The sequence below is a fragment of the Dehalobacter sp. genome (genome assembly GCA_023667845.1).
GTDB lineage: Bacteria > Bacillota > Desulfitobacteriia > Desulfitobacteriales > Syntrophobotulaceae > Dehalobacter.
Genome location: JAMPIU010000161.1, coordinates 1 through 15,785, shown reverse-complemented (window position 1 = coordinate 15,785; position 15,785 = coordinate 1). Strand labels below are relative to the sequence as shown.

The window sequence follows — 15,785 nt, the reverse complement described above, 5'->3', positions numbered from 1 at the left end:
ATGTAGTGACAACGCGTTTTATTGTAAAATCCTGGCAAGATCTTAACCGCTGCTCAGCAGCTTTTATTACTTCATAATGTGTATTAAGTGTACCATTACATTCCTGTCAGTAAAATGTTGTGGTCGATTCGTAAGCTTCCCGAAACAATAGACACTTCGAAAGTAGAGGTTTCTGGCAAAACATGGGCAAGGAGTGCATGAAACGAGTAGAAGAAAATGATGCTGAAGAATTGAAATTCGGAGGGGATGGGTCTTTACAAAAAAAAGTGGGACTTTTCTCAAGGAAAAATCCCACTTTTGTAGTATGGCTCCCCAGGCGTGACGCTCAGCAAAACTTTTTCTCCTACAATTTCGGCTTTTTTCTGAGTCCGATCAAGAAAAATCACCCTAGAACGGAATATAGGTTTCAGAGACTTCTTATCTAGTCTAAGAAATAGCCTCGTGACCGTCGCCCCCCCTCGTCGGCTAACACTTGGCGCTCACGTAATCCTCCTGGAGTAATTTTTTTTACCTCAGGAGTGTCTAGATTACTGGTGGCGATTCACTTTGATCATGACATACCTCATCGTCGGCACAAGGGTGTCGCCAAAGAAATGAAGATTATGTCCTTCGGCCCGCAACCCTTTCTTTATATCAATCCGTATTCTTTAATGACAACAGCAAGTTTCAAGTTGTTTTCCTCAGACATGGGAGCCAGCGGCAGACGAACTTCTTCAGAGCATTTACCCATGAGTCCGAGGGCTGTCTTTACCGGTACCGGATTGGTTTCAATGAACATGGCATTACTGATCTTTAGGAGTCTCAGGTGGAGTCGGCGCGCTTCCTCCATGTTTCCGGCGTTAAAGGCGTCGATCATGGCTGCGATCTCTTTTGGCATAATGTTGGCGGTAACGGAAATTACGCCCACGCCGCCGCAGGCCATCAGCGGAAAGGTAATGAAATCATCTCCCGACAACACGCCGATCTTGTCACCGCACAGGGCGATGATCTCGGACACCTGTTGCAGGGAGCCGGCTGCTTCCTTGATAGCGACAATGTTGGGAATCTCCGCAAGCCGGGCGACTGTCTCCGGCAGCATATTGACCGCGGTGCGCCCCGGAACATTATAGAGAACCTGCGGAAGGGCAACGGCTTCAGCCACTGTTTTGTAATGACGGTAGAGACCTTCCTGGGAAGGTTTGTTGTAGTAAGGGGTTACAAGTAGCGCCCCGTCTGCTCCGGCTCTTTTGGCATGCTCGGTTATCTCAATGGCTTCCTTGGTGGAGTTGGAGCCGGTCCCAGCGATGACGGGGATTCGCTTCTTTACCTGGTGAACAACGATTTCAACAACCCGGTCATGCTCCTGATAGTCGAGGGTGGATGACTCGCCGGTGGTGCCGCACGGGACAATGCCGTCTGTGCCGTTCTCGATCTGGAACTCGACCAGCTCCCTTAGCCTTTCTTCATCGATTTCGTCGTTTTTGAACGGGGTGATGATGGCAACGATACTCCCCTTGAACATGGTGTACTCCTTCCCCTGTAGAAAATTATTTTCTCTGAACGCAGGGGCTGTTACTTTCGTGCCCCTCGTGGATGGTCGTTGCAAGAGGTGCCGGACTGAGCAAGGCTTTTAGCAGCTCTGAAAACATCTGGAATTCACGTGCACTTTAGTCCAGTTTCATACTATATAGCAGCTCGTAACCAGAGATATTACAGAGAAGCGGAATTCGTGGTTTTGATCAACAATCTGATGGTCAGTTCGTTTACCTCTTGACGGAATCCTTCGATCTCAAGGATTATCCTTTACGGCCAACTCGGTAGATGGTAGATACGGCACTGGAGGACCAGCCAGCCATTGTCCGCCTGATGTACTCCTATACCTACAGGCCTCTGATTCCACCAGAGCAGGTACTCATGGTAATGTCCCGGAAGGGCTGTACAAATCAATTCAGCAATCGACTTTCTCCTTCAGTTCTTTGCCGACTTTGAAAAAGGGAAGTTTCTTCGATTTCACAGTAATGGCTTCTCCCGTACGTGGGTTCCTTCCAACGTACGGGTTATAGTCCCTAACAACAAAACTGCCGAACCCTCTTACCTCGACCCGCTCGCCCGCTTCGAGAGCATTTGTTATAGATATGAGTAGGATATTGATTGTCTCTTCAGATTTCTTTTGAGAAATATTCTTTTTTACCGCAAGTGCTTCAATAAGCTCGGATTTGTTCACCGTAAAACCTCCTACATTCTTACTATCACATATGATGATAGTACTTGCTAAACATATTTCATTGTACTGAACGACAATATCAAGATGTGAGCAGATTATGGGTCAACTTTCATTCCATTTAAGCTTAGTCCGTAACACTTCGAAATAGTCTTTACTTCCAGACAGAACCAGTTTCGTTCTGTGTGTTGATTTCTCAATACAAATAACATCCCCTGATTTAAGCTCAACTTTTATCTGCCCATCCAGAGTCAGAAAGACATCCTCTTCCTTTGACTTCAACGTTACACAAAGAAGAGTGTTTCCTGAAACTACAATTGGTCTATTAGTAAGGGTGTGAGGACAGATAGGGGTTATAACGAAACAGTCAAGTGATGGATGTACCACTGGACCTTGTGCAGCGAGAGAATATCCCGTAGAACCAGTTGGGCTGGACACAATAAGCCCATCTGCTCGAAATTTTGTAAGGCGGTTACCATCAATCAAAGTATCCAACTCAATAATTCTTGCCAAAGCACCTTTATTTATCACGACATCATTCAGAACATCATATGCCGCAATCTTATCTTCATTTCTAAAAATAGTTGCTTGCAACATCATCCGTTCTGATACACGGTAGTCACCATGGAGGCAATTATCTAGAACAGAAACCATTTCAGAAATTGTAATTTCTGTGAGAAAACCAAGGCTACCAAGATTCACGCCAACGATCGGAACATCCCTACCCACCAAAAGGCGAGCAACAGAAATCAAAGTCCCGTCGCCACCAAGGACTACTACCAAATCAGAGCTCTTAGCTATCTCAAACCGATCAACACTTTGCTTGAGTTCTAAACATTGCGCAAGTTGGTCCTCAACAAGAGGAGACAGTCCTTTGCTGTTTATCCATTCGACAAGATCTCCCGCCACTTGTTTGCAGCGCGGGTCATGTATTTTAGAGAAAATACCAATATTTTTCATGACAAATCTCTCAATAACAGCACGGATTCGATACTTTTCTTGTATCTTATAATTCAATTTCTGCTAGCTGACTTTTTTCAAGTCAAAAAGCTTACGTTGGGTAGGTTGAGATATATTTATTTATTCTTTAAGAGTCCTTTACACTTTCGCTTCAAATACTTTCTGTAAGTGGACAATATTTTCTACGTGTCAATATACCCTCCTCCAAGGAAAGAGAATTAATATATCAAACCAATCAGTCAATTAAGATTTTATAGAAGGCCGGGTGCACGGCACAAGGAACTCAACGCCCGATGCATCTAACATATGCAGCTGAAAGGCTAAGCGCCTCGCAACACAAAAGATGGTTATGTCATTAGTTTTTTTAGCAGACTGCTATAATACAACCCTTTTGATAATAAGCATCGTTACCTCTGAACCGTCTTTAGACCGTAATTTGTGCTCTAATGATGCATCCATATAAATGAAATCGCCTTCGTTTAACTCAACCTTATGTTCTTCGATCAAAAGTTCTAAAATACCATTTAAAACATAAATAATTGTTTCATCATTATTTTCGCAACAATTGAATACTACTATGTCATCTGTTATTGACATAATATAAGGTTGCATTTTTATGCTATTATACCTAAAAGGTATTGATTCAAGACAATAGCCATGACCATTACCATCACTGAGAGTTATTTTTTCTAAAAGTTTCTTGTTGCAATTCCTAATAACATCATATTTATTTATATTTTTATAATTATTAAATATAGAACTAATATTAATTCCGTAAAAATGAGTCAGTTTAGCAAGTGTAGCCATTGATGGTGATACATTGTCCCTCTCAATTAGTGATACCATAGCCGCTGAGATACCAATAGCTTGCGCCACAAAAGCTTGTGTCATATTATTTAATAAACGATATTTTTTTAACGTTTCACCAACTTTAAATTTTGAGACATTTATCCTATCTTCAATATTATTGTCTATCACATCATTTCTATAATTTATTCTATTAATGATCGTCATTGCCAAACCTATCATACTGTTCAGAAGTCACACAAGTGACAGATAATAAGCGTTATTTCGTTATAAGCATTATCAACAGATGACATATAGGGTTCTGTACATTATATTTATTTTATAGCAAATAGAGCATAATCACTTCAATATTTTCAATTAAAAGTTAAGTTACATCCTTTCGTATCTCCCTACGCAATCAGCTTATGTCATAGACAACAAGCTCTAACAGTCGACTTAAATTAATCACAGGAAGACCAGATACCAACAAAACATTGGTACTTAGGCCCCGCTTTTAATTTTCATTATATGTTAGTGACTCAAAAGCAATTCCAAAACTAAATTAGCTTGCATCGCTGCAATTAGGGCAACCTTTGGAGCAATAGGAGGAATTAAACCAGCATCGCTTTTACCATCACCACATACATAAACTTGACCAAATATTCGTTCAGTTCGACAATCATTATTACCCCCATAACCGGCAATACCACTGCCAACTATCAAGGGTCTATTCGGGAATTTAGCCACCCATGCTTCAACTAACATTAACTTCATTTCTACTTCATCAAATGCTTCTACCAGAATTTCCACGTTTGAATATATTTGTGGAATATCACCCGCGCAAAGCTTGAGATGATGAATTTCATAGGTGGAAAATGGATTAATTCGAACCAGATTTTCTCTTAAAGCATCAACCTTCGATTTGCCTATTTGGTCAATAAAATATTGTTGGCGATTCAAATTTGAAGGTTCTACAACATCAAAATCCGTAAGAACAAGTGTCCCAACTCCTGCCCGAGCTAGACTAATAGCAACATTTGACCCAAGACCACCGACACCCGCAATTCCCACCTTGGCTGCCTTTAGCACAGAAACGACAGCAGGATCATGTTTTGAAAAAAGTGCAGCATTCAAATCCACCATAAGCTAACCTCCCGCAAAACGGCAATATATAGCCCTGTGAATCACCCACCCCCAACAAAAGGGTACGCCTTTACTTCTGCACCATTAGGAATAATGAACGTGTTATATTGATCTCTGTATATAATTCGACCATCGATCCTAATCATGATTGTGGAAGGATTTAAACCCTTTGAAATCAGCAGTTGATTAATAGTGATATTTTTCGCCTCAAACACTTCTTCATTATTAAACTTTATAAATGACATAAGTACTCCCGTTCTGGACAACTTACAATTCAATACGCTTTGAGAAACCAGCAATGGAAAAGGGTCTTCTTTGCATCATAGATCTTGCTGCCAGGTCAAAAAAGACCCTCAGGCTTCTTATTCACCCACTTGTTTTCTGCTATTGATTGCAAGTACCCAAATTACTTAACTTTCACCTGAACAATTCCATAAAGAAATTTCACACATTATGTTGGGAACTCACTGAGTATCTGAACTCAAAGGACTGCTCAAACAAGGCCTGGGATTCATCAGAAAATCGTGCATTGCAGATGCGGCCTGTTTTCCATCTCCCATAGCCAAAATAACCGTTGCTCCTCCGCGAACAATGTCACCCCCTGCGAAAACACCATCTAGGCTGGTAGCACCGCATCCGTTAACCTCGATATTTTTCCACTTATTCAACTTCAGTTCCGGCTCAGAAGCAGTGAGCAGCGGATTAGCACCGGTACCAACTGCGTTAATTACTACATCGGCATCGAGATCAAAGATCTCTCCTTCAATCGGAACCGGCTTCCGTCGGCCCGATGTATCAGGCTCACCAAGTTTCATCTTCTGACACCGTAAGCCCTTGGTCCAGCCGTTTTCATCTCCAAGTACCTCAATAGGAGATGTAAGTATTATTACTTCAATGCCTTCCTCTTTAGCGTGCTTAATTTCTTCAATTCGGGCAGGCATTTCAGCTTCACTCCGTCGATACACCAACATAGCCCTGTCTGCACCCAGTCTGCGCGCCACGCGTACACAATCCATAGCAGTATTTCCGCCACCAATAACTACTACATGGTTGCCGCGGATTATCGGGGTTGCACAATCCGAAGATTGTCCCGCTCCCATCAAATTTACACGTGTTAGATATTCATTTGCAGAGTAGACACCCTTTAAATTTTCACCAGGAATAGCCAGCAAAATCGGTAAGCCAGCCCCATTAGCTACAAAGATTGCATCAAACTCCTCACGCAACATACTTATTGTTACTGTTTTGCCCACTACTACATTACATTCAATTACGACACCAAGGTTAACCAAGCGAGAAACTTCTATGTCAATAATGCTCTTAGGCAGACGGAATTCTGGTATACCATATCGCAATACTCCACCAGTGTCGTGAAGCGCTTCAAATATTGTCACTGCATGTCCTTTTACCGCTAATTCAGCTGCCGCTGTGAGGCCTGCCGGACCACACCCTATTATCGCAACATTTTTTTTGCTCAAACTTGGAATCTCTTTAACCGTTGGCTTTGAATCGTGAAACAAGGCCCAGTCAGCAGCAAAGCGTTCAAGATATCCAATTGCTACTGGCTCTCCTTTCTGTCCAAGAACACAGTGCGCTTCGCATTGGATTTCCTGTGGACATACACGCCCACACACAGCTGGAAGTGCATTGTCTCGCTGCAGGATAAACGCGGCGGTGGAGAAGTCACCTTCCGCTATAGCATTTATAAACTGAGGGATCTCTATCTGGACAGGGCAGCCACCAACACAAGGTTTGCTTTTGCACTGAACACAACGTTGTGCTTCTAGTATTGCCTGATTTTCTGTTAAACCCAAATTAACTTCCTGAAAGTTTCTGTTCCGTTGGCCGGCATCCAATTCAGGCATTTTTACACGCCTAATTGCCAAACGCTCTTTTGTTGTAAGCCCTTTGGTTTTCATGCCGCCTCCATGCTTTCTTTTTCCTGAAGATCGAGCCGACACTCATGCTCACGGTAAGTAGTCAGACGATCAGATAAATTATTGAAGTCGACCAAGTGCCCGTCAAACTCAGGACCGTCCACACAAGCAAACTTAGTTTCTCCACCAATGAGTACGCGACATCCACCACACATGCCAGTGCCATCAATCATAATGGGATTAAGACTGACAATTGTCTTGACTTGATATGGACGTGTCAGCTCAGCTACAGCTTTCATCATTGGCACCGGACCCACCGCAAAAACTGACAATGGAGATCGATGTGAGTCATTCAAGAGGGATTCCAGCACTGTCGTCACGAATCCCTTTCTTCCATGACTTCCATCCTCTGTAGTTATAAGAGTTTCCCTGGAAAAAACCGACAGTTCATCTTCTAAGATTATCAGGGCTTTCGATCGCCCACCAATAATCGTGGTAACCTCATTTCCCGCGGCAGCCAGTGCTTTGGCCATAGGATATAAAACCGCGGTGCCGACACCGCCGCCAACACAGACAACGCGGCCCCAGTTTTCTATATGAGTTGGCATTCCAAGCGGACCGACCACATCGCGCAAAAAACCTTTAACAGGAGTGTTAACTATTTTCTTAGTTGAGGCTCCAACTGCTTGAACAAATAGCGTTATAGTGCCACCTACAGGGTCAGCGTCGCCAATAGTAAGCGGAATTCGCTCACCACCTTTTTCCAATCGCACAATAACAAATTGACCAGCCTTTCTAACCGCCGCCACCCTCGGAGCCTTAATCACCATCCTATGCAGGTTCGGGGCGAGCATCTCGTTGCTTACAACTTCGTGCATGCTTTTCTCCTTTCAAACTAATATTTCCAAGAAGACATTTAACGACATATCCATTTCAAGAGGAATACGAAGTATCTCGCTCAATTTTTATAATTTTATGATTTTTCCATACTCATTACGACTACAGCCAAAGATGATTCATCCTTGGCACCATGACTCCGTTGTACTTACACTGAGATTTTTACAGAGGAAGCCTCACATGTCAAGTAATTATTATAATATATGGCTATTTATTTTTAACATTCTGATACTATTAATTTATTTAGATCAAGATACTCGTTATTCTCAAATTTAAAAGCTATTTACCTCAACAAGACCAAACCACTAACCTTCTACTGGCTGGATAATGGGAGAAAGCAAGGGCCATGGTCCCCTACAATGATATTAGCCTCCTTCAGGAGCAATCAAATGGCCCATAGTGGAGCGAAGTCTCGCCCAAGACGGTAAAGTATCTTCCGAACCTGCTCTCTTTCACCATTGCACCCGAATTGCCACAAACCAGCATTGGCTTGTCCTTGATAAAGAGGTGGTGATCATCAAGTGGGAACCCTTCAGCAAAGCCTGGCATTGTACCCCGGTAAATCGCTACTTGGCCATAATCCTCACAAATATCCTCTAAGGGAAGCTTGAAAGTGCGAACAACCCGGTGAGAGAAAGTCGTAAGGCCGACTCGGACCGCCCAATCTGGATCACAGTTTAAGACTGCCTGCTCACAAATCATCCGGTAATCATGGCAACCGATATCCCTAAGGAGTCTCCGGAAGTCATTGCAGTACAAGGCTCCGGCGAGGCATGCACGCACCATCGATGCATCATCCCGCAAACGCTCAGGAACTCTTCGGTCGGCCACTATTACCGAAAAACAAAGCTCTCCGCCTGGCTTCAGAACACGGAATATATCTGAGAAAATCGCTTTTTTATCTGGGGAGAGGTTAATAATTTCATTAGCCACAACCACATCCACCGAGTTGTCTTCAATACCGAGGGAAGACAAATCCTCCAGATACCCTTTCTTAAACTCAACGTTCGGCTTTTTGTAGCAAAATTTTTCCATTATTTTGGGAAGATAGCTTCCGGCTACCTCAAGCAATCCCTCCCGCGGATCCACACCAATGACTTTCCCCTTTACACCCACGAGAAAAGCCGCTGCAAAAACGGTTCGTCCGATTCCGCAGCCCAAGTCAATTACTGTACATCCATCCAGATCTGGCGGAAGTGGTGACACGCTGCCAAAAAGTTCAGAGTCAACCTTCTTCAAAGCATTATCCATCTCAGGGTGAAGATGGGGCACTTCACACCCACAGCCGATCTCGACGCCGTCCTTAAAAATTTTATCATAGTAGTTTTTAAGGTATTCTAGATCCGTCTTCATGAACTTACATCCTCCATCTTGTTAAATAAATACCTATTTTTCCTGCAGCATTAATTTCAATTACATGAATAAAATCGTGACTCGTTTGTTTTTGTTACAAATATTCTTCGAAGGTGAAAGTTGTATTCCAGTTCAAAGTGCACCACGTGAAGCTTGACAAAAGACTTCAAGGAGTGTCCGGCAGTTGGGGCACTTCCTTGGTCAGATGATTGAACTTTTGATGAGATACTAGAAAATAACCAGGTTAATAACGGAGCCGAGGAGAAACCAAATATTTCTATTGTCACAAACCACTGGCTTTTTTGGTGAACAGGTCCTTAATTTCTCATGCATGAATAAGAAAAAAACACAGGGAACCTTTCCTCGGGACACAATGAGTTAAAACTCTCAACAATCTTTGAAAAAAAGGCGGAAAGGGAATGGAGGAACCCTTCCGCCCGATACCATGAAGCTGGTCATTACACTTATAATATTCAAGCCTTCAATATGTCATTTCAACAATAATTCGTTTACCAGACAAATATCATCCCGAGTGCCCCGGTATTTGCATCCTGTTTTTGCCCATTGTACCAACTATTCCTTGCCCAAATATATTCGCCGACTAACTGCAAGTACTTGTTAACTGAATAGTAAACGCCAGCGACTGCGGCCTGCTGCGACTTGAGAACTGCCGTACCGGGCCCCAAATTATCCCCAGAGATAACAACTCCCTTTTGTCTTGCTTTTTCTGCGTCAGTTCTGTCTGAGTAGTTAAGACCATAGTTCGCCCCAAGCTTTACTTTGCCAATCGTGTACACAACTTGTCCAAGCCCACCGTACTGGGTTCGCTCTTTTCCAGTATAATCGAGAGCGTCAAAATCCTGAATAAAAGAAGAGCCAAGTGCCTGCCCTCCATATGCAGATACGACCACTTCGAATGGGCCATACGCAACTTGAACCCCACCTGCACCACCAATTGAGGAAACCTTATGATTATCTAAATCATTTTTGGCTTCCTGATACAATCCAGACAACCATGCTTGCATCTTGCCACCAGGATACGTAGTTGCATAAGAGATCTCAGTCTCGAAACGTGGCTGGTTGATCGTTGTAGCTTTATAACCCTCATCGCTTGCAATCTTACTTGGGTCATTAATAGTAAAAGCCCCCTTGAAACCTTTATAGTCAGGGGTGGTGTAACGGAACTGGGCGTTGAAGTCAGTATATAAGTAGCCATAACCGATATGGCCCAGTGTCGTACCTCCACCAAGCAGCGCTCCGTTCACGCCAACTCCATTCAGGGTCATGTCGGTAAGAAGGTTTTTACCCTGATAGAGATTAAGTGCACGACCAACAAGGAACTGCCCAAATTTGCCATCCGCAGTCATGAATACTTCTCTGATGTCAAGCCTTGGACCACCACTACCTGATGCAAGAGAATCTGGACCGAACCCGGTTCTTGTACCATTATTTTGTATCTGGGGCATTAAAGCGAGTCTGGACGCATACTCGATACCATCAATTGATGGTGACCTAACATTGAAACCCATAATGCAAGGCACCAATCCAGTATGGACACGAAATGCTTGACTAGGGCCGTTGTCTATACCTATTGAACCATTTAGTGAAGTACCGGTAGGACTTTTTTCATTGACAGTATATGTCATGAATGCGTTGATCATGCCGTCATAGCTGAATTGCCAACCTGATTCACCTCCCACAACAAACGCGGCATTTGCTGAACTGGCCGCAAAACCTAATATACATAGTACAAGAATACTAGTAACTTTTTTACACATAATCCCTCCCGTCTCATTAGATAGTATCCAGTTTTCTTCTTAGTATTTGTCACTAACAAGAAAAAGAATAGGTATAGCGACTACTACTGCTCGCACACAACCCAATTGCTATCCACCCATATACACGACACTGTATCCTACTGGTCTACTCTGACCAAATAACAGCAGAGTAGACCAGTAAGATTTACTGCAAAAAATTAGCGTTGATTTTCCGTAGTCCGGGGCCCCTTACGGTAGTCGTAGCTGTCCAAAGAAAGTCGCTTGAGAGTTTCCGGTGTAGGGATGCCCCATTCGTCCCAACCACGGTAACGATAGTAATCACGAAGCATGAAACCTAGATCCGGCACATAATCGCCTGAACCTCCCTGTCGAGGACTTGTCAAAATACGGGGAGGCAAAGTATCATCTTTGCGGCTTATACCTTCACGGGTGTTAAAAAGACGTTTAATATTGAAGATCCTTTCACCACACTCAAGCCACTGTTCGTTTGTGAATTCCCATCCGGTAATATAGTTAAGGAACCGAGTCATGGGGCCTACTGTCATGCCCCCGAAGACTGAAAACTTGCATAGCTTCAACGAATCCATCATACTCATGAAATGTTGCTGGTCAGCAACGAACTTGCCTTTGCCCTCATTGGTGTAGGGCGGCATTGGGGCATCGTAACCGAGGTCAGCGATATTGAAGCAGCCCTCACCCTCGAAATCTTGATTGTAGGCTTGCATATGACAGGCACCGCGGTTAGAGGTAGCGTAGGCAACCCCGAGACCACCACGACCGCGTGGGTCGTGAGCGGGGAAGTCGAGTCCCTTGGTGTGTACGGCGAACTCTTCGCTGGCAGGACCGACACGTTTGACAGCTGCAAGGATACCTTGAGAGCAGTCATTACCAATATCCTGGCGCAGGGCTATTTTCTTCACCATCTCCACCGCTGCTTCGCCATTACCCCAAGTCATTTCCAGGCCACCAGTGTCTTCATTGGTAATCATGCCGTGCTCCCAAGCCTCCATGAGGAAGGATATGGCAGCTCCAACCGAAATGGTGTCCATTCCGTAATCGTTACAATATTCATTGGCCTTGGCAATGGCCTCCACGTCATCTATGAGGCAGTTTGAACCGAGCATGCCGAGTGTCTCATACTCCGGTCCTCCGCCAAGCTCCATCTTGAACTTCCCTTCCGGCACTTCAACGGTACGGCCACAACCGATCAGGCATGAGCTGCAGTGGTAGCGTTTCTTTAAAATTGTTTCCGCAAGACGCTGACCTGAAACCATCCGGGCTTTGTCCCAGGTTCCCCATAACCAGTTCTTGATTGGAAGATCGCCACAATCATTGAATATTTCAACGGCACAGGAAGTACCATAAGTGCCAAGTGGGCCGTCATAGACATCTTTCGTCTTGGTGCGAATTTCTTCAAAAAGTTTATCGAAAGCTTCTTTATCTGCTATTGGCAATGTTTTGCCACCCTTGACTCCGATGGCTTTTAGATTCTTTGAGCCCATAACGGCACCACCACCACCACGTCCGGCAGCACGGCCTTCACGTCCATCGGACATGATGCTGGCCAGCTTAACCAGGCTTTCTCCGGCTTGTCCGATACAAATTGCCTGAGAGCCTCGCCCGAGCTCTTCTTTGATCAGTTTATCTGTTTCAAAGGCCCCCTTACCCCACAAATTGTTAGCCTTCTTAATCTGAATGTCATCGTCCACAATTGTAATATAGACAGGTTCTTTTGCCTTTCCCTTGACCATAATGCCGTCAAGACCGCAGGATTTAAGCGCCGGGCCCCACTTGCCACCGCAATCTGACTCCAAATAAATACCCGTCAGAGGGCTTTTGGTAATTAGTTCCCAACGGCCTGACTGGGGCACCTTTGCACCAACGTAGGGACCTGTCATACAAATCAGAATGTTTTCCGGACCTAAAGGATCCACTCCGGCTTCAAGGTTCTCATATAGTAATTTTGCGCCCAAACCACTTGCACCGATGAACTTTTTAAGATCTTCTTCATCGGGAATTAGGTAATCAACCTTTTCTGTAGTCAAGTCCACCACCGCAATTTTCTGCCAGTATCCTCCCAACATTTTCCTTTCCCCTTTCACTTTAGAGTTAATTTCCATCAATGTACCGTTGGCTGCCCAGCAAACTGTGCATGGCAAATTGTCTTTACAACCTCCTTTTTGGCTTCCTTGTGCGCTTATTTGCAACTCCCATGAGTCAAGAGAAAACCAAGTCATTGATTGTTACCAGAACTGAAGAAAAAAGAGGTTTTGGCGGAAGAGGCGAGAGGAAAAAATGGGAGAATTTTCCTCTCGGCAACAACTTCCACCAAAATTATTAACTACAATCAATTTTACTTGTTGTCTGCAACCGGCTCAGTCTATTGTCCACACATCAGGAGATCAGGGCTTTTCATTTGATCGAAATGCTACGAAAGAATTCCATAGAAATAGCTATCAAACATGCTTGTCTATTTACAGCGTAAGATTACACTTGTCAATGGAAAAGTTGTTATATATGGCTATTTAATTTCAACATATTGATTATTCAAACGTTTTTGTGTCACAAATAAATCATATTATGTTTTCAACTGACTCATAACATGTATAATATTGTTATATTTGATTTTTCCTTGACACTTAAAGAAATTCAGAACAAAATGTTTGGAGAAAGGGGAATTTTGCATGTTTAACTCTGCTATTCAGGAAAAAAGATCGATGCATATCGTTAGACAGGTACGGCAAGCGATCATGAATGGAGATCTCAAGCCCGGGCACCGACTTCCCAACGAGAGTGAGCTGATTCTCCAATTCGGAGTAAGTAAACACACTCTGCGCGAAGCACTGCGAGCACTCGAATCCATGGGCTTCATTGAGATTCGTCAAGGGGCTGGCGGAGGGCCGGTAATCTGTGAAATTGATATGGACAACACACGGGACATGATTGCCAGCTTTCTCTATTTCAAAAATGTATCGGTTAAGGACCTTTGCGAGGTAAGAAAGATCTTTGAACCATACCTTGCGAGACTAGCTGCCGAGCAGATGGCTCCTGAAGATATTGAGAAAATGAAAACCTTGCAGGAAGTGTACGGGAAGAGCATCAAACGCAATAAGCCTGCCATAAAAGAAGAAGTCGCTTTCCATACAATACTTGCTCAGACAAGCGGGAACCCTGTGATGATCTTGATTCTCGACTTTGTCAACAGCCTACTGACTGATTTAAAAAACCACATTAAGCCTGGTCTGGATTTTTCCGAGAGAGTATTTGCTGCGCATGAGAGAGTTGTGGAAGCTATCGCAGCAAGGAATGGTCAAGCTGCAGCAGATGCTATGTACAATCATATCTGCGAAGTTGAAGAGAACCTGGAAAACCTCAAAAGTCATGATGAAGATCAAACTGTATCCAAAGCGAAGTTGAGAAACTTGAAATAGAAATCCTTATATTGAATGCACAAGCTTTCCTATCTGAGCTTTATTCCAGTTTTATTATTACAGTGAATACTTAGTGCCATCAAACATAGAATTAGGAGTGCTGCACTAATTAACAACATTCCTAAGCCTTCAATATGCCCGGGTGTTTCTCCAAGCACAACCCAAGCGCAAAAGACGCCGATTAGGGGTGTAATTAGTGACCCCATACCTGCAACGCCTGCCGGAAGACTCCTCACAATAAAGAGCCAAAGGAGAAAGGCCAGAGCGTTGCATGGGACTATGTTATACAAAAGCGCTCCGATGAAAGGTCCGGTCCAATGTATGCTTAGTCCGGATCCCATAATTCCTACTACCACCAAGGGAATAGAACCAAAAAGCATCTGCCAGGCAGTAAGGTTAAGAAGATCCATTCCTTTCTGCTGAAGCCTTTTGGCCACAACAACACTTGCAGCCCATGACATCCCAGACAATACTGCTAACACTTCAGACAACAGATTCCCATGGAAATGCCAAGGATCAAAAATTAACACTAGGCCGGAAAATGCCAGAAGAACAGCTACCCACTGGAATCCGCTAAAACGTTCGTTCAAAAAGAGACGGGCTAAAACAAGAGTCCAGAAGGGCATAGCATAGACTAAGACAGCTGTTTTTCCCGCACCGCCAGCCACCAGAGCCCACATCATAAAGCCGACAAAACCGGTAGTCTGCAACAAACCGAGAAGGAATACTCCGGGGAAAGCCTTCGGAAACACACTCCCGCCCCTGATGAAAAGAACAATAAACAGGGTTAATGCCCCAAAAAAGGTTCTGAAGGCGCCAAAAGTAAACGGCCCACAATCCTTTAGAGCCACCTTCATAACCACCCAATTGTAGCCCCATATTATTGAAAGAAGAACGAGCGCAAGTAAAGCAGCTTGAATCTGGTAATTTTTCACAAAATCCTCTATTTGTCTCATGTTACAAGCCTTATCAATAATTTTACGCCAGATTGTTAACTACCATCCATCACCATATTATTTTGCGCTAATGCCTCAGTGAAACAAATCCTAGCATACATGGCATCGCAGGAACGGCGGAATGCCTCTCCAGACCCCTTCGCAGCACTGAAACTTCCCAAAAAAGGCAAGGTACTATTGCTGTTAAATTGTAAGACAGGACACGTGCGATGTCAATTTTATATTTTAATATTTGGTTATTTATTTATCGCAGGCGTCTATTGCAATAATCTTAGTTTTCCCGCTTAATCTTTTCAACTTATAGCTTAAAGACTGAGCGCAATACCTATTCAACCCAGAAGCAAACTAAAAACTTTGCTACCAGTTGGAACTTCAGCGCTACTTGCTTTAGCCACAATTAGTAG

At 43.7% G+C, this 15,785-nt stretch carries 12 protein-coding genes and 1 pseudogene; 2 read left to right on the top strand and 11 right to left on the bottom strand.

Annotated features, from left to right (window positions below):
- Positions 1-628: 628 nt before the first annotated feature.
- On the bottom strand, positions 629-1,585 hold the full coding sequence (gene dapA, locus NC238_14225; GenBank protein MCM1567062.1) for a 4-hydroxy-tetrahydrodipicolinate synthase: 957 nt from the start codon (positions 1,583-1,585) through the stop codon (positions 629-631).
- 119 nt (positions 1,586-1,704) lie between these two features.
- Between dapA and NC238_14220 the strand changes: the two are divergent.
- Positions 1,705-1,893 (top strand): annotated as a pseudogene (locus tag NC238_14220) (IS5/IS1182 family transposase).
- Positions 1,894-1,927: 34 nt separating this feature from the next.
- Here the strand turns inward: NC238_14220 and NC238_14215 are convergent.
- The 9 genes from NC238_14215 to NC238_14175 form a co-directional block, all read right to left on the bottom strand.
- Complete coding sequence (locus NC238_14215) at positions 1,928-2,203, bottom strand: integration host factor subunit beta (protein ID MCM1567061.1); 276 nt, start codon at positions 2,201-2,203, stop codon at positions 1,928-1,930.
- 102 nt (positions 2,204-2,305) lie between these two features.
- A complete protein-coding gene (locus NC238_14210) occupies positions 2,306-3,160 on the bottom strand; it encodes an NAD(+)/NADH kinase (protein ID MCM1567060.1) in 855 nt (284 codons plus the stop codon).
- Between the two features lie 375 nt (positions 3,161-3,535).
- Positions 3,536-4,174, bottom strand: a complete 639-nt coding sequence (locus tag NC238_14205; GenBank protein MCM1567059.1) for an XRE family transcriptional regulator — start codon at positions 4,172-4,174, stop codon at positions 3,536-3,538.
- A 303-nt stretch (positions 4,175-4,477) separates the two neighbouring features.
- Positions 4,478-5,089: a sulfur carrier protein ThiS adenylyltransferase ThiF gene (gene thiF, locus NC238_14200; protein MCM1567058.1), complete on the bottom strand. Its 612-nt coding sequence runs from the start codon at positions 5,087-5,089 to the stop codon at positions 4,478-4,480.
- Between the two features lie 464 nt (positions 5,090-5,553).
- Positions 5,554-7,008: an NADPH-dependent glutamate synthase gene (gene gltA, locus NC238_14195; protein MCM1567057.1), complete on the bottom strand. Its 1,455-nt coding sequence runs from the start codon at positions 7,006-7,008 to the stop codon at positions 5,554-5,556.
- Positions 7,005-7,844 carry a sulfide/dihydroorotate dehydrogenase-like FAD/NAD-binding protein gene (locus NC238_14190; GenBank protein ID MCM1567056.1) on the bottom strand — a complete coding sequence of 280 codons (840 nt, stop codon included), beginning with the start codon at positions 7,842-7,844 and terminating at the stop codon, positions 7,005-7,007. The genes gltA and NC238_14190 overlap by 4 nt, the downstream gene beginning before the upstream one ends.
- A gap of 394 nt (positions 7,845-8,238) precedes the next feature.
- Positions 8,239-9,216, bottom strand: a complete 978-nt coding sequence (locus NC238_14185; protein ID MCM1567055.1) for a methyltransferase domain-containing protein — start codon at positions 9,214-9,216, stop codon at positions 8,239-8,241.
- 509 nt (positions 9,217-9,725) lie between these two features.
- Positions 9,726-10,994, bottom strand: a complete 1,269-nt coding sequence (locus NC238_14180) for a porin (protein ID MCM1567054.1) — start codon at positions 10,992-10,994, stop codon at positions 9,726-9,728.
- 197 nt (positions 10,995-11,191) lie between these two features.
- Positions 11,192-13,114 (bottom strand): aldehyde ferredoxin oxidoreductase family protein, encoded by a 1,923-nt coding sequence (locus NC238_14175; GenBank protein MCM1567053.1) that lies wholly within the window; start codon positions 13,112-13,114, stop codon positions 11,192-11,194.
- Between the two features lie 564 nt (positions 13,115-13,678).
- On the opposite strand from NC238_14175, the gene NC238_14170 reads away from it, so the two are divergent.
- Positions 13,679-14,425 (top strand): FadR family transcriptional regulator, encoded by a 747-nt coding sequence (locus NC238_14170; protein ID MCM1567052.1) that lies wholly within the window; start codon positions 13,679-13,681, stop codon positions 14,423-14,425.
- Between the two features lie 29 nt (positions 14,426-14,454).
- Here the strand turns inward: NC238_14170 and NC238_14165 are convergent, their stop codons facing one another.
- Entirely contained in the window at positions 14,455-15,381 is a 927-nt protein-coding gene (locus NC238_14165) for a DMT family transporter (GenBank protein ID MCM1567051.1), read from the bottom strand.
- Between the last annotated feature and the right edge of the window lie 404 nt (positions 15,382-15,785).